Genomic DNA, 21,173 nt, shown 5'->3' with positions numbered 1-21,173 from the left:
TAGGGAAAACGTACGACTCATGCTCTCAGAAGGAGAGCTTCTCAGATCACGGGAGGTCGGCCGAGCCTGGTCAGCCGCCACACCGTGCGCCACTTCATCGGGCGGCGGGTGCCGCACGGGGTGGTCCAGCCCTCCCGGAAGCCGCCGAACCACGCCTTCAGCGCCGGGACGGACGGCCTGCGCAGCAGGGTCAGCAGCAGCCACACCCCGAGGTAGACGGGGATCAGGGGGGCGGGCAGGTTGCGCCGGGCCAGCCAGACCCGGTTGCGGGCCACCATGCGGTGGTACACCGCGTGCCGCGACGGGGCGGTCGTGGGGTGGTTGAGGACCATGTCCGCGCGGTAGTCGATCATCCAGCCGGCGTCCAGCGCCCGCCAGGCGAGATCGGTCTCCTCGTGCGCGTAGAAGAACCGGCCGGGCAGCGGTCCGACCTCGGCGATGACCTCGGTGCGTACGGCGTTGGCGCCGCCCAGGAAGGTCGTCACGCGGGAGGAGCGCAGCGGGTCGGAGGCGCGCAGCCGCGGCACGTGGCGGCGCTGGGTGACACCGGTGTCCGGGTCGGCGATGCGGAAGCTGACGATGCCCAGCCGGGGGTCCGCCTCGAACGCCCGGCGGCACAGCTCGGCGGTGTCGGCGAGCGGCAGCAGCCCGTCGTCGTCGAGGAAGAGCAGGACGTCCACGTCGGTGCCGGACGGGCCGAAGGCCTCGATCCCGACGTTGCGGCCGCCGGGGATGCCGAGGTTCTCCGGCAGTTCGACGGTGCGCACCCCGGCGGGGACCTCCGGGACGGGGGCGCCGTTGCCGACGACCACCACCTCGACCCGGTCGCCCTCCTGGCGGGCGACCGAGTCGAGGAGGGCGCGGAGCTCGTCCGGGCGGTTGCCCATCGTGATGATGACCGCGCCGACCTTCATGGTGGTGCTCACTTCAGCCTGCTCGACGCCAGGATCGACACGAGGTGCAGGAGGGTCTGCAGCAGCGCGATGCCGGCCAGCACCGCGACCATCAGACGGCTGAAGAACAGGTCGTCCCTGACCGCGTCGAGGACGGCCGCCGCCAGGATCACCAGCGACGCCTCGACCCCGAGGATCAGCCGGTGGAACTTGAGCGCGCCGGCGGCCCGGCGGGCGAACGCCATGCCGGACGAGCGCGGCTCGGACGCGGACTCCTTGACGGGCGGCAGGCCGCCCTGGTGGCGGGCGACCCCGACGAGGTCGGTCTCGGCCTTGATCAGGATCGCGCCGAGGGCGGCGAGCGTGCCCAGGAAGGCCCACAGCCAGTCGATCCGCCCGGAGCCCCACAGGTCGGCGGCGCGCAGGCCGAAGCCGACCAGCACGGCCGCATCGCAGAGGTACGCACCGACCCGGTCCAGGTAGACCCCGCCCAGCGAGAACTGCTTCTTCCAGCGGGCGATCTCGCCGTCGACGCAGTCGAGCAGCAGATAGAGCTGGACCATGAGGACCCCGAGCAGCGCGCCGGGAATGCCCGGGACGAGCAGGGCCGGGGCGGCGAGCACGCCCGCGACGGTCATCAGGTAGGTCAGCTGGTTGGGGGTGACCCTGGTGTTCACCAGGTGCCGGTCGATGCGCAGCGAGATCTCGCGCATGTAGAGCCGACCGGCCCAGTGCTCGCCGCTGCGCCGGTCCTTCACGCCCGGCGGGTGCACGACCGGGCGGAGTTCAGCTATGGATGGCTTTTGCATAGTCGGCGTACGCGTCCCTGATCTGGTCGGTGGACAGGTTGAGGTGTTCCAGGATCGTGAAGCGCCCGGGGCGGGTCTGCGGGGCGTACTCGACGGCCCGGACGAACTCCTCGGCGGTGAACCCGATCTCCTCGGGCAGGACCGGCAGCCCGTGCCGGCGCAGGGTCCTCGCCATGAGGAGCGACTCCTCGTGGGCGCCCCGCAGCCGCATCGCGAAGCAGGCGCCGAGGCCGACCTGCTCGCCGTGGCTGGCCGCGCGCCGGGGGTGGAGCAGGTCGAAGGCGTGGTTGATCTCGTGGCAGGCGCCCGAGGCCGGCCGGGAGTCCCCGGCGACGGACATCGAGATGCCGGTCATCACCAGTCCCTCGGCGAGCACCTTCAGGAAGGCGTCGTCGCCGATCCCGCCGGGGTGGCGCAGCACGGCCTCGCCGGCCTGCCTGGCCATGGCGGCGGCCAGGCCGTCGATCTCCTCGCCGGTGACCTCGTGGGACAGCTCCCAGTCGGCCACGCAGGAGATGTTGGAGACCGCGTCGCCGATGCCGGAGCGCACGAAGCGGGCCGGTGCCTGGCGCACTATGTCGAGGTCGATGACGACGGCGATCGGGGTGGGGACCCCGTAGGAGCCCCGGCCGTTGTCGTTGTCCAGGGTCGCGACCGGCGAGCACAGGCCGTCGTGGGCGAGGTTCGTCGCCACCGCGACCATGGGCAGGCCGACCCGCGCCGCGGCGTACTTGGCCACGTCGACGATCTTGCCGCCGCCGAGGCCGACCACCGCGTCGTACCGGTTGCCCTTGATGTCGTCGGCCAGCTTGACCGCCGAGTCGAGGGTGCCGTCGGTGACCGGGTACCAGTGGGCACCGGGCAGCGCGGGGGCCAGCCGCTCGCGCAGGGCGCGCCCCGAACCGTCGCTGATCGCCACGGCGAGCTTGCCGGAGGCGGAGATCCGCTGGTCCGCGAGGAGACCGGCCAGGTCGTCCAGGGCGCCGCGACGGATGTCGACGACGACCGGGGACGGGATGAGCCGGGTCAGTACTGGCACGCGATCTCACGGCCCTTCGCGAGGTCGTCGTGGTTGTCGATCTCCACCCACGCCACCTCGCCGATGGGAGCCACGTCGATGGCGAAGCCGCGGTTCACGAGCTCCTGGTAGCCGTCCTCGTAGTAGAGGTCGGGGTCGCGCTCGAAGGTCGCCTTCAGTGCGTCGGCCAGCTCCGCGGCGGCCTCGGGCTCGATCAGGGTGACGCCGATGTACTCGCCGGTCGCGGCGGCCGGGTCCATCAGCTTGGTGATGTGCCGCACGCCCTTGCCGTCCTCGGTGACGACCTTCATCTCCTCGTCCGCCAGCTGCTTCAGCGTGTCGAGGGCGAGGATGATCCGCCGGCCCTCGCCGCGGGCGGCGAGCAGGGTCTTCTCGACGGAGGCGGGGTGGACGGTGTCGCCGTTGGCCAGGATGACGCCGCGTCCCAGGACCTCACGGGCGCACCACAGGGAGTAGGCGTTGTTCCACTCCTCGGCCTTGTCGTTGTCGATCAGGGTGAGGGTGACGCCGTACTTCGCCTCGAACTCGGCCTTGCGGGCGTACACCGCCTCCTTGCGGTAGCCGACGACGACGGCGACCTCGGTGAGGCCGATCTCCGCGAAGTTGGCCAGCGTCAGGTCCAGGACCGTCTTCTCGCCGTCCACAGGCACGAGAGCCTTCGGGAGCGTGTCGGTGTAGGGGCGCAGACGCCGTCCTGCACCGGCTGCCAGTACGAGGCCGATCATGCGGGTTCTCCTTCGTCGTGAACGGCGGGTGCGCCTGAGGACACCCAGAAGCGGATGGACTCCACGAGCACCACCAGTGCCACGGCCACGGCGAGCGCGGTGAGTGCCGCGGTGAAGGTCGAGTGCCGCGTGAACACGGCGGCGAACACGGTCACCACCAGGGTGCGGCCCTCGTGCCCGCCGATCGTGCGGACCAGCCACCGGGGCGGCGCACCGGTGCCGCCGCGGATGCGGTACACCGTGTCGTAGTGATGGTAGGCGACGGCCGAGACCAGTCCGAAGGCCGCGGGAAGCGCCCCGGGGACGTCGCTGCGGGCGGCGAGGACCAGGACGGTGCAGTACTCCGCCGCCCTGAACGCCGGGGGCACGAGCCAGTCGAGCGCGCCCTTGAGCGGGCGGGAGACGGCCATGCCGGAGAGCATCGCGTAGACCACCGCGGCCAGGATGGTGTGCCAGCTGCCGAAGGGCTGGGTGAGCGCGGAGGCGATCATGAGCGCCCCGGCGAGCAGGGCCGTGACGGGGGCGCTCCAGCTGCCGCCGAGCCGGGGCCCGACCGCGGCGACGGCCTCGGCGAGCGGTCCGGAGTCGGCGAGGTCCGCGAGGGCTTGGGCGGCACGGTCGGTGCGCTTGGCCTTGCGGGTCAGCGAGCGCAGCAGCCGGCCCGCGGTGGTGTAGCAGGCGGCGAAGGAGCAGCCGACGAGCAGGGCGTAGAAGACGATCCGGGGGGTGGTCACCGCGGTGAGGACCGCGATCATCGCCCAGCGCTCGCCGATCGGCAGCACGATCATCCGGCGCACCCAGACCGTCCAGCCGACGCTGTCGAGCTTGGTGGACAGCGCCGCCGTGGGGCTCGAATTGGCCACCGCGTCGTGGTTGGCCTCGTTGAACGAGAAGTCGATGACGTGCCGGCATGCCTGGAGCACCATCGCGCCCAGGGCGAGCGCCCACACGTCGTCGCCGCCCCGGGCGGCACCGAGGGCGAGGCCCGCGTAGTAGGCGTACTCCTTGGCCCGGTCGAAGGTGGCGTCGAGCCAGGCGCCCATCGTCGAGTACTGCAGCGAGTAGCGGGCGAGCTGCCCGTCGGTGCAGTCCAGGACGAAGGACAGGAGCAGCAGCACCCCGGCTGCGACGTAGCCGCCCCGGGTGCCGGTCGCCGCGCAGCCGGCCGCGATCAGCGCGGTCAGCAGGGAGGCGGTGGTGACCTGGTTCGGTGTGAGGCCGCGGCGGGCGCACCAGCGGGCGATGTAGCGGGAGTACGGACTGATGAAGAACGTGGTGAAGAAGCCGTCGTGCGCCTTCACCGCGCTGCGCAGCCGCACCGCCTCGTCGTCGACCGAGGCCAGGGCGCTCTCCGCCTCGGCGCGCGTGGCGTCGTCCGTCGGTACGGCGGCGACCAGCGAGCCCAGCTCGGGGCGGCGCACCTCGGTGCCCCCGGCGTCCATGGCCGCGGCGAGGCTGCCCGGCACGGTGCGGTCGGTGACCGGGGCGCCGGGCGCGCCCGGGGGTGTGCCCGCGCCGACGGCGGCGGTCGCGGTGTCCAGGGCCCGGACGAGCGCGGGGCGTGCCTCGGGCTGGGCGGTGAGCGCGCCGGGCACGGCGGCGGCGGGGAAGCGCGGGTCGGTCAGTCCGAGCCGGAGGGCGTGGACGTGGCCGATGAAACGGGGATCGACCAGTGCGACGCGGTGGTCGGCGGGGACGGCCGAGATCAGCCGTGCGGCCTCGGCCGCATCGGCGGCGACCCGGACGTCGAAGCCCAGCGACCGAAGATCGTCCGCGAGTGACGACCCGGGTACCGGTGCACCGGTGAGGATGGCGGTCGACAGACGAACTCACTCCTTGGTGCTGACGGGGTCGGCGCGCGACAGTGCGGTCCTGATGTGGACCGGCGGCACGTCGGCAGAGGCTATCGGATGAACGGAAGCGCGAGTTCACCGACCGTTTGTGCTCCGTTCGGGGCTGACCGGCATCATGCGGCACCGCCCGCGATCATCATCGTCGATCCCTGCCCCGGCTGACAAAAACGCCCCGTCCCGACGGGCCGCCGGCAGTGCGGCAGGGCCTTCCCGGCGGGCTCCCGGGCAGGGCCGCCCGGTTCTCGGAAACAACCCGTCGGGGATCTTCCCACCGCTCTGACCTGCGAGCATTTCCGCAGGTCAGAGCATATGACAACGGTGTTCAGTACCGTGTTGCCACATACCCCCCACCCGTAGTTCACTGGCAGTGCCCGGCCCCCGATCGGGGGCCGGACCGACGAGACGAGCAGGAGGCGTTTCCCATGGGGGCAGGGCACGACCACGGACACACGCACGGCGGGCCGACGACCGGCACGGCGGCCGCCGCCCACCGCGGGCGGTTGCGGATCGCGCTCTGCATCACACTCACCGTGATGGCCGTGGAGATCATCGGCGGGGTGCTCTCCGACTCGCTCGCCCTGATCGCCGACGCGGCCCACATGGCGACCGACGCACTGGGACTGGGCATGGCGCTGCTGGCGATCCACTTCGCCAACCGGCCGGCCGGGCTCAACCGCACCTTCGGCTACGCCCGCGCCGAGATCCTCGCCGCCCTGGCCAACTGTCTCCTGCTGCTCGGGGTGGGCGGCTTCCTGCTCTTCGAGGCCGTCGAGCGCTTCATTACCCCGGCCGAGACCAGGAGCGGGCTGGCCATCGTCTTCGCCCTCGTCGGCATGCTCGCCAACATCGTCTCGCTGTCGCTGCTGATGCGTGGGCAGAAGGAGAGCCTCAATGTGCGCGGCGCCTATCTGGAGGTGCTCGCGGACACGCTCGGCTCGCTGACCGTGCTGGTCTCGGCGGGAATCATCCTGGCCACCGGCTGGCAGGCCGCCGACCCGATCGCCTCGCTGGTGATCGGCCTGATGATCGTCCCCCGTACCGTGAAGCTGTTCCGGGAGACGCTCGACGTCCTGCTGGAGTCGGCGCCCAAGGGCGTGGACATGGCCGAGGTGCGGGCCCACATCATCGCCCTGCCCGGGGTGCTGGACGTCCACGACCTGCACGCGTGGACGATCACTTCGGGGATGCCGGTGCTCTCCGCCCATGTGGTGGTGAGCCAGGACATGCTCGACTCGGTCGGGCACGAGAAGCTCCTCCACGAACTGCAGGGCTGCCTCGGGGGCCACTTCGACGTGGAGCACTGCACGTTCCAGCTGGAGCCGAGCGGCCACGCCGAGCACGAGGCCGGGTTCTGCCACTGAGCCGCCGCCCGGGGCCGGTGTAAAGTGCTCGCAGAGGCGTTCGAGCCTCTTGCCATCGGAACGAGAGCCCGCGAAGAGAGCCCCTGTGGGGCCTCGAAGAGAGGAGCTGAGGTTGATGACCGTCGCGACGGCGCCTTCCCGGCGCAACATCCGGTCCTTCCTCAACTCCCGGGTTCTCGGCTAGCGCCCCGACTCGCACCGGGTCGACACCGTTGGCCGGAGCCCTCGTACACAAGGGTTCCCACGTTGACCGACAACGATCACGCCGTCCGTACCGAGGCGTTCTTCTCCCTGCACCACGGCCTGCCCCGGCAGGGCCCCGGCTCCGACGCCACCACCCGGCGTCTGCTGGAGTTCGCCGGCCCGCTGCCGCGCCGTCCGCGCGTGCTCGACCTGGGCTGCGGTCCCGGCCGTGCCGCGCTGCTGCTCGCCGCGGAGGCCGGCGCCGAGGTGACCGCCGTCGACCTCCACCGGCCGTTCCTCGACGAGCTGCGCGCGGCGGCCGACGCCCGTGGGCTCGGCGACCGCGTCCGCACCGTGCGGGCCGACATGGCCGGGCTGTCCGGCCCCGACTTCCCCGACGGGTCGTTCGACCTCGTCTGGGCGGAGGGGTCCGCGTACAACATCGGCTTCGACACCGCGCTGCGGGACTGGAAGCGGCTGCTCGCCCCCGGCGGTTCCCTCGTCGTCACCGACTGCGTCTGGACGACCGACGCCCCGACGGCCGGGGCACGCGCATTCTGGGACCGGCAGGCCCCGCTGCGTCCCCTGGCGGCCAACACCGCGGCGGCCGTGGCGGCCGGCTACCACGTCCTGGGGACGCTGGTGCAGCCCGACGGCGACTGGGACGAGTACTACGTCCCGCTCGCCGCGCACGTCGAGGCCGCGGACCCGTCGGCCCCCGGCATGGAGTGGGCGCTCGCGGCCACCCGTGAGGAGCTGGCGGTGCGGCGCGACCACGGCACGGAGTACGGCTACGCCGGCCACGTGCTGCGTCCCGTCGATCCCCGGTGGCCGGCCAGGCCGGAGACCGGGGCGGACCGGGCCGCCGTGTTCGCGGTCAACGCGGCGGCGTTCCCCACCCCGGACGAGGCCGCGCTCGTGGACGCGCTGCGCGACGATCCGGCGGCCTGGCTGCCGGGGCTCGGCCAGGTCGTGACGGACGGCCCGGACGGGGACGTGGCCGCCTACGCGCTGCTGACCCGGTGCCGGGTCGGTGACGCGCCGGCCCTGGCGCTGGCCCCGGTGGCGACGGCCCCGGACCATCAGCGGCGGGGCGCGGGCCGGGCCGCGGTGCGGGCGGCGCTGGACGCGGCCAGGCTGCGCGGCGAGTCACTCGTCCTGGTGCTCGGACATCCCGAGTACTACCCGGCGTTCGGCTTCGTGCCGGCGTCGCGGTACGGGATCCGGCCGGGCTTCGACGTCCCCGACGAGGCGATGATGGCCCTGGTGCTCGACGAGTCCGTGCCGGTGCCGCGGGGCACGATCCGCTACCCGGCCGCCTTCGGCGTCTGAGGCACCGTCCGGCCCCGTCGCACCCCGCCGGTGCGGCGGGGCCGGACATGCCAGACCTCGAAATACAAACAAGCGGCTTTTGTACGGCAGACTTGGCCGGACTCGACGGGACCGGCGCACGGGGCCGGGACCACAGCGAAGGATGGGTATGCCGACCACACCAGCCCCCTCGGCGAACAGCGCGTCGAACGGCACCGCAGAAGCGATCATGCTCGAACTGGTCGACGAGAACGGCACCACCATCGGCACGGAGGAGAAGCTCACCGCCCATCAGCCGCCCGGTCAACTGCACCGCGCCTTCTCCGTGTTCCTCTTCGACGAGCGGGGCCGGCTGCTGCTGCAGCGCCGCGCGCTCGGCAAGTACCACTCCCCCGGCGTCTGGTCGAACACCTGCTGCGGCCACCCCTACCCCGGCGAGGCGCCCTTCGCCGCCGCCGCCCGGCGCACGTACGAGGAGCTGGGGGTCTCCCCCTCGCTGCTGGCCGAGGCGGGCACGGTCCGCTACAACCACCCCGACCCGGCCTCCGGGTTGGTGGAGCAGGAGTTCAACCACCTCTTCGTGGGGATGGTGCAGGACCTGCCGCGGCCCGACCCGGAGGAGATCGGCGAGACCGCGTTCGTCACCGCCGACGAACTCGTCGAGCGGCACGCCGAGTCGCCGTTCTCGGCCTGGTTCATGACGGTGCTGGACACCGCGCGTCCGGCGATCAGGGAGCTGACCGGACCGTCCGCCGGCTGGTGACGGGCGGGCTGCACCGGGGACGGGGGTCCGGGGCCGGGGGCGGGTGGTCGGCACCGGGGGCGGGCTCCGGAGCCGGGAACGGGCGGTCTAGGGCCGCGGGCTCAGCGGCAGGGCCGCCCAGATGATCTTCCCGCCGCCTGCGGTGTGTTCCACATCGCAGGCTCCGCCCGCCTCCCGGGTGATCTCCCGGACCAGCAGCAGGCCGCGCCCGCCGGTCTGCCCGTGGTCCGTCTCCAGGGCCGTCGGGCGGTAGGGGTGGTTGTCCTCGACGGAGACCCTGACCCACTCCTCGCCGACGGCCACCTCGACGGCGAGCTCCGGCGAGAGCAACGCGGCGTGCTTCACCGCGTTGGTGACCAGTTCGGAGACGATGAGCAGCAGCCCCTCGGCGATGTCGTCGTCCACCGGCACGCCCTGGCGGTTCAGCAGATCGCGCACCGCGCGCCGGGCCTGCGGTACGGAGACGTCCACGGCCGGGGCGGTGAACCGCCAGACTCCCTCGTACGACACGGGCCGGGCGGGGACACTCCCGCGGCTCTCCATAGTCCGGTACCCGCTCTCCACTCGATGGTGACTGCACGTCGGGTACAGAGTGCGGGGCGTAGTCGGCCCGAGCCGTGCTACTGAACACAAGTCGACTTCTATTGATGTCTTTTGACCGGACAAGACCGAAAGAATCACTCCTTCGACCACTTGTGTCGCTCTTCCGGCGGTGAGGCCGACGGTTCCCCGGTCACCCTCCGTTCCGACCGCTCCGACTGTTCCGAGACCATGGAGACGACGCGACGGCCGCCCAGCCCCATGGCGAGCAGGCCGAGCCCGTCGAAGAGCAGCGCCAGTGAGAAGAAGAGCCCCAGGACATAGAGGCTGCTGTGCGGCCAGTCGAAGAGCACCAGCAGCCCCAGCAGCAGTCCGAAGACCCCCTGCAGGAGCGTCCAGCCGAACTGCGGACCGCGCACCACGACGCTGCCCACCAGGCGGAACACCCCGCCGGTCAGGAAGAGCAGCGCGGCGAACATGGTCAGCGCCTCGGCCGTGCCCTGCGGGTGGCGGATGACGACGACCCCGGCGGCGATGTTCAGCGCGGCCACCACCACGCCGAGCCAGAAGTAGTTGGTGCCCCGGGAGTCGATGGCGTGCAGCAGCCCGACGAAGCCGCCGATCAGCAGCAGCCAGCCGAACAGGAGCATCGAGGTCAGCGTCGCGAGGCCGGTGTACACGAGGCCCACCAGACCGGCCACGACGAGCAGTGCGCCCAGGACGGCGAGCCGGCCGAAGCTGCGGCGCAGCCTCCTGCCCTCGGTTGCGGGATCGGCCATGGGAAGCTCCTCACGGTGCGTGCCTGGTCGGCGACCCCTTCTTGATCATAGGTTCGAACCGTACGGATAGCATCCGGCGCATGGACCGTACGGAACCCCGGCTGGAGCACGGCGTCGCGAACGGCGTCGCCACCGTCGTCATCACCAATCCCGCGAAGCGCAACGCGATGACGGCCGCGATGTGGAGCGCGCTGCCCGTCCTGCTGGAGCGGCTGGCGGCCGACCCGGCGGTCCGGGTGCTGGTGCTGACCGGCGCCGGGGACACCTTCTGCGCAGGCGCGGACATCTCCTCGCTCCGGGAGGGGTCGGGCGACGCGCAGGCGCTCGCCGTGGCGGCCGAGGAGGCGCTGGCCGCGTTCCCCCGGCCGACCCTCGCGGTGGTCCGGGGCCACTGCGTGGGCGGCGGCAGCCAGCTCGCGGCCGCCTGCGACCTGCGGTTCGCGGCCGAGGGCGCGTCCTTCGGGGTCACCCCGGCCAAGCTCGGCATCGTGTACGCCGCCTCGTCGACCCGGCGGCTGGTGGCGCTGATCGGCCCGGCCGCGACGAAGCACCTGCTGTTCTCCGGCGAGCTGATCGACACCGCGCGGGCGCTGCGGACCGGGCTGGTCGACGAGGTGCTGCCGGCCGACGGGCTGGACGAGCGGGTCGGGGCGTACACGGCGACCCTGGCGGCGCGTTCGCAACTGACCCAGGCGGCGGCGAAGGAGTTCGCCGCCGGACGCGAGGACCGGGACGCGTACTGGGCGGAGCAGGCGCGCCGCAGCGACGACACCGCGGAGGGTGTCGCCGCCTTCCTGGAGCGGCGCGCGCCCCGCTTCACCTGGACGACCGGGGCGTGACGGCCCGCTCCTACCGGAGCAGGTAGTGGCGCCGGGCGCGGAACTCCTCGACCAGGGCCGCCGGGGCCTTGTCCGGCGAGCCCGCGTCGTACGGCGGCTGCGGGTCGTACTCGGTCAGCAGCTGTACGGCCATGGCGTGCTCGTCGCCCTTGATCCGGCCGAGCAGGGTGAGGCCCATGTCGATGCCGGAGGAGACCCCGGCCGCCGTGACGTACTTGCCGTCGATGACGACGCGCTCGCCGGTCGGCTCGGCGCCGAAGGCCTTCAGAGCGTCCAGCAGGAGCCAGTGCGAGGTGGCGCGGCGCCCCGCCAGCAGCCCGGCCGCGGCGAGCAGCAGCGAACCGGTGCAGACCGAGGTGGTCCAGGTGCTGGTGGCGTCGGCGGCGCGCAGCCAGTCGAGCAGCACCTCGTTCTCCATCTGGTCCTGCTGGCCGGGGCCGCCGGGCACGATCACCACGTCCGGGGCCGGGACGTCGGCGAAGGTCCGGTCGGCGACGAGCGCGAGGCTTCCGGTGTCGTTGCGCACGGGGCCGGTCCGTTCGGCGACGAACACGCTCTCGCCGCCGGGGATGCGGGCGAGCGTTTCGTGGGGCCCCACCGCGTCGAGCGCGGTGAAGCGGTCGTAGAGGACGATCGCGATCTGCATGGGAGTCCTTTCGGCGGTCGGCCACCGGCCGGATGCCGGTGGCCGGTGGTCGGCGCGGTGCCGGTGGCCGGTGGTCACCGGTCGGCCGCGGGATGGGCGCGAAAGCGCCTGCGGTATTCGGCGGGGGCCGTGCCCAGGGCCTTGACGAAGGCGCGGCGCATGGCCTCCGGGGTGCCGTAGCCGCAGGCGCGCGAGATGCCGAGGACCCCGTCGGTGGTGTCCTCCAGCAGCCGGCGGGCCTGTTCGAGCCGTACGCGTTCGACGTAGCGGCCCGGGGTCAGGCCGGTCTCGGCCCGGAAGGCGCGGGCGAAGTGGCGGGGCGAGAGCCGGGCGCGGGCGGCGAGCGCGCCGACCGAGAGGTCCTCGCCCGGGTGCTCGCTGATCCACCGCTGGACCTCGCGCAGCGGTTCGCGCCGGGCGGTCTGGGCGGTGAGCTGGGCGCTGAACTGCGCCTGGTTGCCGGGCCTGCGCAGGAAGACCACGAGATGGCGGGCGACGGTGAGGGCGATCTCCCGGCCCCGGTCCTCCTCGACGAGTGCGAGGGCGAGGTCGATGCCCGCGGTGACCCCGGCGGAGGTGGCCAGCCGGCCGTCCCGTACGAAGATCGGGTCCGGGTCGACCTCGACGGCCGGGTGGGTGCGGGCGAGGTGGTCGCAGACCGTCCAGTGCGTGGTCACCCGGTGCCCGTCCAGCAGTCCGGCCCCGGCGAGCAGCAGCGCGCCCGTGCAGACGGAGACGAGGCGTTCGGCCCGCGGGGCGTTGTCCCGCAGCCAGTCGACGAGTGCCGGGTCGGGGGTGCGGGTGCCCTCCCCGCCCGGGACCAGCAGGGTGTGCGGCGCCCGTGCGTCGGCGAGGCCGCCGTCCGGAACCAGGAGCAGGCCGCTGCTCGTACGGACCGGGGCGCCGTCGAGCGAGGCGGTGCGCAGTTCGTACCCGGCCCCGGGGAAGCGGGAGGCCCCGGCGAAGACCTCCATCGGTCCGGTCACGTCGAGGCTCTGGACGCCGTCGTACAGGACGACGAGCACGGATCGCTGCGTCATGTCCGCCATCCTGGGCGGCGGCGGGGCACGGCCGCAATGACGAGAAACCCACCTTTCCTGCCATGCCCGGTCGCGGGGCGGACGGTCCGGGGTCGCCGGGGTGCCGAGGGGCACCGGACGGTCCGGGGACACCGGGGGGGGTTACGGTGCGTACCGACCAGTCGGTAGCGTGCCGGCATGAGTACTCTTCCGCCGCTCGCCGGACGCCGCTGCCACAACGCCATCAACCCGCTGCACTCGACGGTCTACTTCTCGCCGGACCTCGGCAAGGAGTTCGCGGAGCTCGGCATCGACGACTCGAGCGCCGTCTACTTCGCCACGCGTTCGGCGGCGATGGGCGCCGTCGGTCCGGGCACGGTCACCGCGGCCTTCTACAACTTCAACCACGAGCTCGTCGCCCGGCACCTGCCCGCCGTGTGGTCCGTCGCCCCGCCGCGGGCGGCCCTGGAGGCCCGGCTGCGGGCCGCCGACTCGACGCTGCGGCGGCTGCTGGGCGAGGAGGTCATCGCCTCCCCCGAGCTGGCCGAGGCGGCCGGCCTGGCGCTGCGCGCGGCCGAGGCGTGCACCCGACACGCCCGGCCGCTCTACGCCGCCCATGCCGACCTCCCGGTGCCCGAGGAGCCCCATCTGGCCTACTGGCACGCCGGCGCGCTGCTGCGCGAGCACCGCGGCGACGGCCACATCGCCGCACTCCTGACCGCCGGGCTCGACCCGCTGGAGGCCCTGGTCAGCCACACCGCGACCGGCAAGGGGATGTCCCCGCGCTGGGTGCTCGCCAGCCGGGGCTGGCACCGCGACGACTGGGACGCGGCCCGCGAACGGCTGCGCGGGCGCGGACTCCTGGACGCCGAGGGCGAGTTGACCGAGGCGGGCGTCGCGCTCCGGGCGGAGCTGGAGGAGGCCACGGACCGGATGGACGCGGCACCGTACGAGCACCTGGGCGCGCAGGGCGTGGAGCGGCTCACCGAGCTGGCGCGCGGCTTCCTCCTCACGGCGGCGTCGGCGGGCGCGTTCCCGGCCGACCTGATCGGCAAGGGCTGACGCCCCGCCCCGGCCACGACGGGCGGCGCGGAGCCGCCGCCCGTCGTGGGCGTGGTCATGGGCCGCCGTCCGGAGCGGCCGGGCGACACGGCGCCCGGCCACCCGGCACAATGCAGGCGGAGGGGCCCCGCCCCGGCAAGCACAGCCAGTAGAGCCAGTACGAGAAGGCGAGTCGGTAGAACCGTGACGACGTCCATCGAAGGCAGGATCGCCGAGGAGCTCGGCGTACGCGAACGGCAGGTGAAGGCGGCCGTCGAGCTGCTCGACGGCGGTTCGACCGTGCCGTTCATCGCGCGTTACCGCAAGGAAGCGACCGAGATGCTCGACGACGCGCAGCTGCGCACGCTCGAGGAACGGCTGCGGTATCTGCGGGAGCTGGAGGACCGCCGTGCGGCGATCCTCGACTCGGTGCGCGAGCAGGGCAAGCTGGACGAGGCCCTGGAGGCGCAGATCCGGGCCGCCGGGACCAAGGCTCGGCTCGAGGACATCTACCTGCCGTTCAAGCCCAAGCGGCGCACGAAGGCGCAGATCGCCCGGGAGGCGGGGCTCGAACCGCTCGCCGACGGCCTGCTCGGCGACCCCTCGGTGGACCCGCTCGCCGCTGCCGCCGCCTTCGTCGACTCCGACAAGGGGGTCGCGGACGGCGCGGCGGCGCTGGAAGGCGCGCGCGCCATCCTCACCGAGCGGTTCTCCGAGGACGCGGACCTGATCGGCGAGCTGCGCGAGCGCATGTGGACGCGCGGGCGGCTGGCCGCCCGGGTGCGGGACGGCAAGGAGGAGGCGGGGGCGAAGTTCGCCGACTACTTCGACTTCGCCGAGCCGTTCACCGAGCTGCCCTCGCACCGGGTGCTCGCGATGCTCCGGGGCGAGAAGGAGGACGTGCTCGACCTGGTCCTGGAGCCGGAGGAGCCGTCCGAGGCCCCCGGCCCCTCGGCGTACGAGAACATGGTCGCCCGGCGCTTCGGGGTGAGCGACCGGGGCCGTCCCGGCGACAAGTGGCTCGGCGACACCGTGCGCTGGGCCTGGCGGACCCGCATCCTGGTGCACCTCGGCATCGACCTGCGGCTGCGGCTGCGCACGGCGGCCGAGGACGAGGCGGTGCGCGTCTTCGCGTCGAACCTGCGCGACCTGCTGCTGGCCGCGCCGGCCGGGACGCGGGCCACGCTCGGGCTCGACCCCGGTTTCCGTACGGGTGTGAAGGTCGCCGTCGTCGACGCGACCGGCAAGGTCGTCGCGACGGACGTCATCCACCCGCACGTGCCCGCGAACAAGTGGGACCAGTCGCTGGCGGCGCTGGAGCGGCTGGCGAAGGCCCACGACGTCGACCTGATCGCGATCGGCAACGGCACCGCGTCCCGCGAGACCGACAAGCTCGCCGGTGAACTGATCGACAAGCACCCGGAGTTGAAGCTCACCAAGGTGATGGTGTCGGAGGCGGGCGCTTCGGTGTACTCGGCGTCGGCCTTCGCCTCGCAGGAACTCCCCGACATGGACGTGTCGTTGCGCGGCGCCGTCTCCATCGCGCGGCGGCTGCAGGACCCCCTCGCGGAGCTGGTGAAGATTGATCCGAAGTCGATCGGTGTCGGCCAGTACCAGCACGACCTGTCCGAGGTGAAGCTGTCGCGCTCGCTGGACGCGGTCGTCGAGGACTGTGTGAACGGTGTCGGCGTCGACGTCAACACGGCTTCCGCGCCGCTGCTCTCGCGGGTGTCCGGGATCAGCTCGGGGCTCGCGGAGAACATCGTCGCGCACCGCGACGCCAACGGCCCCTTCCGGTCCCGCAAGTCGCTCAAGGACGTGTCGCGGCTGGGCCCGAAGGCGTACGAGCAGTGCGCGGGCTTCCTGCGCATCCGGGGCGACGACCCGCTGGACGCCTCCAGCGTGCACCCGGAGGCGTACCCGGTGGTGCGGGCGATGGTGAAGCGGACGGGCGGCGACGTCGCCTCGCTGATCGGCAACACGGGTGTGCTGCGGTCGATGCGGGCCGACGACTTCGTGGACGAGAAGTTCGGTCTGCCGACGGTCACCGACATCCTGAAGGAGCTGGAGAAGCCGGGCCGCGACCCGCGTCCGGCGTTCCGCACGGCCACCTTCAAGGAGGGCGTCGAGAAGATCGGCGACCTGGCGGCCGGGATGGTGCTGGAGGGCGTCGTCACCAATGTCGCGGCGTTCGGCGCGTTCGTGGACGTCGGTGTGCACCAGGACGGCCTGGTGCACGTGTCGGCGATGTCGCGGACGTTCGTGAAGGACCCGCGGGACGTCGTGAAGCCGGGCGACATCGTGAAGGTCAAGGTCATGGACGTCGACATCCCGCGGAAGCGGATCTCGTTGACGCTGCGGCTGGACGACGCGGCGGCGGGCTCCGGGACCCCGGGCGGCGAGCGGGGCGGACGTCCGCCGCGCCAGCGCCAGGGGCAGGGACAGGGGCAGGGCGGCGGTGGCGAGCGGCGCGGCGGTCAGGGGCGCGAGCGGCGCGGCGGCGGTGCCCCCGCCCGTCCGGCCCCGGCGCCGGTGAACAGCGCGATGGCGGACGCCCTGCGGCGGGCCGGACTGGCCGATCCGGAGCAGGGCCGCAGGAAGCGGTGACGGGGCGGGAGGGGCGCGCCCGCGGCGTGCCCCTCCCCCGGCCGGTTCCCCCGACGCGGAGGGAGCCGGCCGTCCCGGTCCGTCAGCCGACGAGCCGCAGGCCGTCGGCGACGACCCGGCCCGCGTGCAGGACCGTGCGGTCGTCGCTGCGGTCCATGACGGCGGACGTCACCGTCTCGCCCTCGACCAGCAGCAGATCCGCGGCGTCGCCCACGGCGACGCCGGGGCGGTCGGCGACGGAGGTCAGGCGCGGCAGGTCCGGGTGGAGGATCGAGGCGCCGCCGCGGCCGGCGACGGCCACGCAGTGCTCGATCAGTTCGTCGGCGCGGTAGCGGTTGGTGAAGGCCAGCTGCCAGGTCCGGTCCAGCATGTCCCCGTTGCCGTAGGGCGACCAGAAGTCGCGCTGGCCGTCCTCGCCCAGGCCGACGCGCACACCGGCGGCCGTCAGTTCGGCCAGTGGCAGGGCCCGGTGCTGGGCGGGGGCCACGGTCGCCATCGCGATGTCCAGTTCCGCGAACTCCTCGACGAGCCGCCGTGTCGTCGCCTCGTCCACACCGCCGAGGTCGTACGCGTGCGAGATCGTGACCCGGCCCGCCATGTCGAGGGCGCGCACCCGTTCCAGGATGAGGTCGACGCTGAACACGCCCAGCGCGCCGGGTTCGTGGAGGTGGACGTCGATCGGTGCCCGGTGGCGCTCGGCGAGGCCGAAGAGGACGTCCAGGTGGCGCACCGGGTCCCGGTCCAGGGTGCAGGGGTCGATGCCGCCGACGACGGCCGCGCCCGCGGACAGCGCCCGGTCCATCAGTTCCGGCACGCCCTTCTCCTTGAGCAGTCCGGCCTGCGGGAAGGCCATGATCTCGACCTCGCACCGGCCGGCGTGCGCCTCCTTGGCGGCGAGGACGCCCTCGAACCGCTCCAGTCCGCAGTCCGCGTCGATCTGCGCGTAGCTGCGGACCCGGGTCGTGCCGCGCTCGATCATGCGGCCCAGGGTGTGCGTGGCCCGTTCGGCGACGCTCCACTCGTCCTCGCGCCAGTGGGCGCGGTCGTTCATGGTCATGGCCCAGACGCCGGGGCCCCCGGTGTGGGGGCGGAAGGGCAGACCGATCCGGGTGGAGTCCAGGTGGCAGTGGACGTCGGAGAACGACGGCAGGGCGAGCCTGCCCCGTCCCGCCACGGTGTCGCCGGCCGCGGCGCGGTCCGGGTCGTGCGGGGCGAGCGCGGTGATCGTGCCGTTCTCGATCTCGATGTCGCACGGCTCGCCGCCCCAGGGACGGACGTTCGTGATCAGCATGGGGTGTCTCTCCTTGTCCGGGGTACCGGCGTACGGGGGTCCGGGCGACCGGTCCGGGGCGCGCCGGGTGCGGGCGGTCCGCTCACACGGACGGTTCCCGCAACGGCGGGAACGTCGGCGGGAACAGCTCCGCGGTGTCGCGGCGGAGCAGGTCGCGCTCGCTGTACGCGGCGCGCATCCGGTCGAACAGTTCCTGGGCGCGGCGGCGCAGGTTCGCCAGGTCGATGCCGGGGATCCGGCCGTCGGTCAGGACCGGGCGTCCCGCCACGACGGAGTGACTGGCCTGCCGGGCGGTGCCGTTGAGCAGGAAGGTGCGGACGGGGTCGTCCTGGACGCCGTCGCGGATGTCGTCCAGCCGGAACGCGACGAGGTCGGCCTGCGCGCCCGGTTCCAGCCGCCCGAGGTCGGTGCGGCCGAGCGCGCGGGCACCGCCGAGGGTGGCCGCCTCGACGTAGTGTTCGGCGGGCGCCGCGTCGGCTCGGCCGTCGACGACCTTCGCGAGGTGGACGCCGAGGTCCATGCCCCGGATCAGGTCCGGCGGGAAGGAGTCGGTGCCCAGGCAGAGGTTGACGCCCGCGCGCCGGTACGCGTCGAAGGAGTGCAGGACCTGTCCGTAGCGCAGCGAGGTCTGCGGGCAGTGGACGACCGAGACGCCCGCGGCGGCGAGGATCGCCAGGTCGCCGCGGTCCTCGCCGTACACGTCGGGGTGCCGGTCGATCACGATGCCGTGCGGCACGAGGAGCCGGGTGTCCAGCAGCCCGGTGCGCTCCAGCAGGCGCAGCGGGGTGGTGCCGTGCAGTTCCCGTACGAGGTTGCGTTCGGTCATGCCCTGCAGGCAGTGCAGCCGTACGAGGGCGTCGCGCCGCCGGGCGGCGTCGGCGGTCTCCCGCAGGAGTTCCACCGTGAGCGTCTCGATGCGGCACGGCAGCAGCACGCCGTTGACCAGCGGGTCGGCCAGGGCGGCCGTGTGGTCGAGGAAGCGCAGTGCGTCCCGCAGCCCCGCACGGCCGCGTTCCTCGTCGAACTCGACGCCCCGGCCGCCGTCGGGCAGTGTCACGTTGACGCCGGACCGGTAGGCGGGCCCCAGGTAGCCCCGCAGGCCGATCCGCCGGGACGTCCGCGCCATTTCGACGAGTTCGTCGTACGGCTCGGCCCAGGAGCTGTGGACCTCCGACGCGATGGGCATGTAGGTGGTGATGCCGTGCAGCGCCAGCTGGACGAGCGCGTACTCGCGGACGGTGGCCCGTTCCGCGGGCGTGAAGACGTCGCGGCGCCGGTCGGTGAAGTACTCCCGCGACCAGAGGAGTCCGCCGTCTCGTTCCGGTGCCGCCCACGAGTCCAGGACGAGGTGGTCGATGTCGGTGAGGGCGTCCAGGTCGATGAGACCGGGCATCACCAGTGCCTCGCCGAGGTCCAGTTCCTCGTCCACCGGGCCGTCGTACCGCGTCCCGACGTACACGATCGTGTCCCCGTCCCACACGACCTCGCCGTCGCGCAGCAGCGCGTGGGTTCCGTCGCGGTGGGCGAGGACGTGGGCGGCGCGCCAGCGGGTTCGCACGGGGTCTCCTGCGGATGCGGTGTCAGGACCGTTCCGGCCGGACGGCGGTCCATGGCTGAAACGACACTAACACTTGGCATACCAAAATCGGCCACCCGGGAATGACACGCTCACGCGACCAGGGGTTTCCTGTTCCTGGAGCGGACTCGATCAGGACGGCCGCCTGTTTGGCATACCAACCGGGTGTACGGGGGCGCCACCCGGTTCCTCGGCCCGGCGGGCCGGGGCGGCGCCCCGGCCCGGGGCTCAGACCTCCGTCACCTTCCCCGCCGCCACCTCGACGCGCCGTGTCGTGCGCACCGCGTCCAGCATCCGCCGGTCGTGCGTGACCAGCAGGAGCGTTCCCGGGTACGACTCCAGCGCCGATTCCAGCTGCTCGATCGCGGGCAGGTCGAGGTGGTTCGTCGGCTCGTCGAGCACGAGGAGGTTGACGCCCCTGCCCTGGAGCAGGGCGAGGGCGGCCCTGGTGCGTTCGCCCGGGGAGAGGGTCGTCGCGGAGCGCGTCACGTGGTCCGCGCGCAGGCCGAACTTGGCGAGCAGCGTGCGCACCTCGGCCGGTTCGGTGTCGGGCACGGCCGCGCAGAACGCCTCCAGCAGCGATTCCGTGCCGTGGAAGAGCTTGCGCGCCTGGTCGACCTCGCCGACCACCACGCCCGAACCGAGCGTCGCGTGGCCGGAGTCCAGCGGGAGGCGGCCGAGCAGTGCGGCGAGGAGCGTGGACTTGCCCGATCCGTTGGCGCCGGTGATGGCGACCCGGTCCGCCCAGTCGATCTGCAGCGACGCCGGTCCGAAGACGAAGTCGCCGCGCACGGCCCGCGCCTCGCGCAGGGTGGCGACGACCGAGCCGGAGCGGGGCGCGGCGGCGATCTCCATCCGCAGCTCCCACTCCTTGCGCGGTTCCTCGACGACTTCGAGCCGTTCGATCATGCGCTGGGTCTGCCGTGCCTTGGCGGCCTGCTTCTCGCTCGACTCGCTGCGGAACTTGCGGCCGATCTTGTCGGAGTCGGTGGCCTTGCGGCGGGCGTTCTTGACGCCCTTCTCCATCCAGGACCGCTGGGTCTGGGCGCGCCCTTCGAGGGCGGCGCGCTTGTCGGCGTACTCCTCGTACTCCTCGCGGGCGTGCCGGCGGGCCCGCTCGCGCTCCTCCAGGTAGGCCGCGTATCCGCCGCCGTACAGGTTGATCTGCTGCTGGGCCAGGTCCAGTTCGAGGACCTTGGTGACCGTGCGCATCAGGAATTCGCGGTCGTGGCTGATGACCACGGTGCCCGAGCGCAGCCCGGAGACGTAGCGCTCCAGCCGTTCCAGTCCGTCCAGGTCGAGGTCGTTGGTGGGTTCGTCCAGCAGGAAGACGTCGTAGCGGGAGAGCAGGAGGGAGGCCAGGCCCGCGCGGGCGGCCTGGCCGCCGGAGAGCGCGGTCATGGGCAGGTCGAGCCCGACGGTCAGTCCGAGGTCGTCCGCGACCTCGGCGGCGCGCTCGTCCAGGTCGGCGCCGCCGAGGGACAGCCAGCGCTCCAGGGTCTCGGCGTACGCGTCGTCCGCGCCCGGGGCCCCGTCGACCAGGCCCTGCGTCGCGGCGTCCATCGCGGCCTGGGCGTCGGCGACCCCGGTGCGGCGGGCCAGGAACTCCCGCACCGTCTCGCCCGGCCGCCGCTCCGGCTCCTGCGGGAGGTGGCCGACGTTGGCGGTGGGCGGGGAGAGCCGCAGTTCGCCCTCCTCCGGCCGGTCGAGTCCGGCGAGCAGCCGGAGGAGGGACGATTTGCCGGCTCCGTTGACTCCGACGAGACCGATCACGTCCCCCGGGCCGACGACGAGGTCGAGTCCGGCGAAGAGCGTGCGGTCGCCGTGTCCGGCGGCGAGATCCTTGGCGACGAGAGTGGCAGTCATCAGGGTGCCGATCCTAAGGGCTGCCCGGTGCC

The 21,173-nt window shown here is 73.0% G+C and carries 19 protein-coding genes; 7 read left to right on the top strand and 12 right to left on the bottom strand.

Features of this window, described 5'->3' with window-relative positions:
- Positions 1-41 precede the first annotated feature (41 nt).
- Genes ABZZ04_RS14210 through ABZZ04_RS14190 form a run of 5 tightly spaced genes read right to left on the bottom strand, consistent with a single transcriptional unit; the run spans position 42 to position 5,175 of the window.
- Positions 42-926, bottom strand: coding sequence for a glycosyltransferase (locus tag ABZZ04_RS14210; RefSeq protein WP_356932476.1), 885 nt, complete (start codon positions 924-926; stop codon positions 42-44).
- Positions 923-1,702 (bottom strand): CDP-alcohol phosphatidyltransferase family protein, encoded by a 780-nt coding sequence (locus ABZZ04_RS14205; protein ID WP_356932475.1) that lies wholly within the window; start codon positions 1,700-1,702, stop codon positions 923-925. Before ABZZ04_RS14205 ends, ABZZ04_RS14210 begins: the two co-directional genes overlap by 4 nt.
- Positions 1,680-2,741 carry an iron-containing alcohol dehydrogenase family protein gene (locus tag ABZZ04_RS14200; RefSeq protein WP_356932474.1) on the bottom strand — a complete coding sequence of 354 codons (1,062 nt, stop codon included), beginning with the start codon at positions 2,739-2,741 and terminating at the stop codon, positions 1,680-1,682. The genes ABZZ04_RS14205 and ABZZ04_RS14200 overlap by 23 nt, the downstream gene beginning before the upstream one ends.
- Entirely contained in the window at positions 2,729-3,466 is a 738-nt protein-coding gene (locus ABZZ04_RS14195; RefSeq protein WP_356932473.1) for a phosphocholine cytidylyltransferase family protein, read from the bottom strand. The genes ABZZ04_RS14200 and ABZZ04_RS14195 overlap by 13 nt, the downstream gene beginning before the upstream one ends.
- The gene (locus ABZZ04_RS14190) at positions 3,463-5,175 is read right to left on the bottom strand and encodes a DUF5941 domain-containing protein (protein WP_356932557.1); all 1,713 of its coding nucleotides are present in this window, start codon (positions 5,173-5,175) and stop codon (positions 3,463-3,465) included. The genes ABZZ04_RS14195 and ABZZ04_RS14190 overlap by 4 nt, the downstream gene beginning before the upstream one ends.
- On the opposite strand from ABZZ04_RS14190, the gene ABZZ04_RS14185 reads away from it, so the two are divergent.
- The 4 genes from ABZZ04_RS14185 (at position 5,113) to idi (ending at position 8,937) form a co-directional block, all read left to right on the top strand.
- Positions 5,113-5,247: a hypothetical protein gene (locus tag ABZZ04_RS14185; RefSeq protein WP_356932472.1), complete on the top strand. Its 135-nt coding sequence runs from the start codon at positions 5,113-5,115 to the stop codon at positions 5,245-5,247. The two genes, ABZZ04_RS14190 and ABZZ04_RS14185, sit on opposite strands and share 63 nt — an antisense overlap.
- Before the next feature lie 494 nt (positions 5,248-5,741).
- Positions 5,742-6,680: a cation diffusion facilitator family transporter gene (locus tag ABZZ04_RS14180; protein ID WP_356932471.1), complete on the top strand. Its 939-nt coding sequence runs from the start codon at positions 5,742-5,744 to the stop codon at positions 6,678-6,680.
- 246 nt (positions 6,681-6,926) lie between these two features.
- Entirely contained in the window at positions 6,927-8,195 is a 1,269-nt protein-coding gene (locus ABZZ04_RS14175) for a GNAT family N-acetyltransferase (RefSeq protein ID WP_356932470.1), read from the top strand.
- Between the two features lie 148 nt (positions 8,196-8,343).
- Positions 8,344-8,937 (top strand): isopentenyl-diphosphate Delta-isomerase, encoded by a 594-nt coding sequence (idi, locus tag ABZZ04_RS14170; protein WP_356932469.1) that lies wholly within the window; start codon positions 8,344-8,346, stop codon positions 8,935-8,937.
- 87 nt (positions 8,938-9,024) lie between these two features.
- Here the strand turns inward: idi and ABZZ04_RS14165 are convergent, their stop codons facing one another.
- On the bottom strand, positions 9,025-9,480 hold the full coding sequence (locus tag ABZZ04_RS14165; protein ID WP_356932468.1) for an ATP-binding protein: 456 nt from the start codon (positions 9,478-9,480) through the stop codon (positions 9,025-9,027).
- A gap of 134 nt (positions 9,481-9,614) precedes the next feature.
- A complete protein-coding gene (locus ABZZ04_RS14160; RefSeq protein WP_356932467.1) occupies positions 9,615-10,256 on the bottom strand; it encodes a DUF308 domain-containing protein in 642 nt (213 codons plus the stop codon).
- An 80-nt stretch (positions 10,257-10,336) separates the two neighbouring features.
- On the opposite strand from ABZZ04_RS14160, the gene ABZZ04_RS14155 reads away from it, so the two are divergent.
- Positions 10,337-11,095, top strand: a complete 759-nt coding sequence (locus ABZZ04_RS14155; protein WP_356932466.1) for an enoyl-CoA hydratase-related protein — start codon at positions 10,337-10,339, stop codon at positions 11,093-11,095.
- Positions 11,096-11,105: 10 nt separating this feature from the next.
- On the opposite strand, the gene ABZZ04_RS14150 is transcribed toward ABZZ04_RS14155, so the two are convergent.
- Both ABZZ04_RS14150 and ABZZ04_RS14145 read right to left on the bottom strand, forming a co-directional pair.
- A complete protein-coding gene (locus ABZZ04_RS14150; protein ID WP_356932465.1) occupies positions 11,106-11,741 on the bottom strand; it encodes a DJ-1/PfpI family protein in 636 nt (211 codons plus the stop codon).
- 74 nt (positions 11,742-11,815) lie between these two features.
- Positions 11,816-12,781 carry a GlxA family transcriptional regulator gene (locus ABZZ04_RS14145; protein WP_356932464.1) on the bottom strand — a complete coding sequence of 322 codons (966 nt, stop codon included), beginning with the start codon at positions 12,779-12,781 and terminating at the stop codon, positions 11,816-11,818.
- A gap of 177 nt (positions 12,782-12,958) precedes the next feature.
- On the opposite strand from ABZZ04_RS14145, the gene ABZZ04_RS14140 reads away from it, so the two are divergent.
- Positions 12,959-13,822: a hypothetical protein gene (locus tag ABZZ04_RS14140; RefSeq protein ID WP_356932463.1), complete on the top strand. Its 864-nt coding sequence runs from the start codon at positions 12,959-12,961 to the stop codon at positions 13,820-13,822.
- A 183-nt stretch (positions 13,823-14,005) separates the two neighbouring features.
- Entirely contained in the window at positions 14,006-16,408 is a 2,403-nt protein-coding gene (locus tag ABZZ04_RS14135) for a Tex family protein (RefSeq protein WP_356932462.1), read from the top strand.
- Between the two features lie 82 nt (positions 16,409-16,490).
- Here ABZZ04_RS14135 and ABZZ04_RS14130 read toward each other — a convergent pair whose 3' ends face one another.
- From ABZZ04_RS14130 to ABZZ04_RS14120, 3 genes are all read right to left on the bottom strand, one after another.
- Entirely contained in the window at positions 16,491-17,699 is a 1,209-nt protein-coding gene (locus ABZZ04_RS14130; protein WP_356932461.1) for an amidohydrolase family protein, read from the bottom strand.
- 82 nt (positions 17,700-17,781) lie between these two features.
- The gene (locus tag ABZZ04_RS14125) at positions 17,782-19,257 is read right to left on the bottom strand and encodes a chlorohydrolase family protein (RefSeq protein WP_356932460.1); all 1,476 of its coding nucleotides are present in this window, start codon (positions 19,255-19,257) and stop codon (positions 17,782-17,784) included.
- A gap of 246 nt (positions 19,258-19,503) precedes the next feature.
- Positions 19,504-21,141, bottom strand: a complete 1,638-nt coding sequence (locus ABZZ04_RS14120; RefSeq protein WP_356932459.1) for an ABC-F family ATP-binding cassette domain-containing protein — start codon at positions 21,139-21,141, stop codon at positions 19,504-19,506.
- Positions 21,142-21,173: the final 32 nt, after the last annotated feature.

Source organism: Streptomyces sp. NPDC006435 (assembly GCF_040612315.1).
Classification (GTDB): Bacteria; Actinomycetota; Actinomycetes; order Streptomycetales; family Streptomycetaceae; genus Streptomyces.
The sequence above is the reverse complement of the archived record's forward strand: the minus strand, read 5'-3'. Positions and strand labels throughout refer to the sequence as shown.

Coding starts and splice junctions, on each gene's coding strand:
- ABZZ04_RS14205 (WP_356932475.1), bottom strand. CDS start 1,702: ATGCAAAAGCCATCCATAGCTGAACTCCGCCCGGTCGTGCACCCGCCG.
- ABZZ04_RS14195 (WP_356932473.1), bottom strand. CDS start 3,466: ATGATCGGCCTCGTACTGGCAGCCGGTGCAGGACGGCGTCTGCGCCCC.
- ABZZ04_RS14180 (WP_356932471.1), top strand. CDS start 5,742: ATGGGGGCAGGGCACGACCACGGACACACGCACGGCGGGCCGACGACC.
- idi (WP_356932469.1), top strand. CDS start 8,344: ATGCCGACCACACCAGCCCCCTCGGCGAACAGCGCGTCGAACGGCACC.
- ABZZ04_RS14165 (WP_356932468.1), bottom strand. CDS start 9,480: ATGGAGAGCCGCGGGAGTGTCCCCGCCCGGCCCGTGTCGTACGAGGGA.
- ABZZ04_RS14160 (WP_356932467.1), bottom strand. CDS start 10,256: ATGGCCGATCCCGCAACCGAGGGCAGGAGGCTGCGCCGCAGCTTCGGC.
- ABZZ04_RS14155 (WP_356932466.1), top strand. CDS start 10,337: ATGGACCGTACGGAACCCCGGCTGGAGCACGGCGTCGCGAACGGCGTC.
- ABZZ04_RS14150 (WP_356932465.1), bottom strand. CDS start 11,741: ATGCAGATCGCGATCGTCCTCTACGACCGCTTCACCGCGCTCGACGCG.
- ABZZ04_RS14145 (WP_356932464.1), bottom strand. CDS start 12,781: ATGACGCAGCGATCCGTGCTCGTCGTCCTGTACGACGGCGTCCAGAGC.
- ABZZ04_RS14140 (WP_356932463.1), top strand. CDS start 12,959: ATGAGTACTCTTCCGCCGCTCGCCGGACGCCGCTGCCACAACGCCATC.
- ABZZ04_RS14130 (WP_356932461.1), bottom strand. CDS start 17,699: ATGCTGATCACGAACGTCCGTCCCTGGGGCGGCGAGCCGTGCGACATC.
- ABZZ04_RS14120 (WP_356932459.1), bottom strand. CDS start 21,141: ATGACTGCCACTCTCGTCGCCAAGGATCTCGCCGCCGGACACGGCGAC.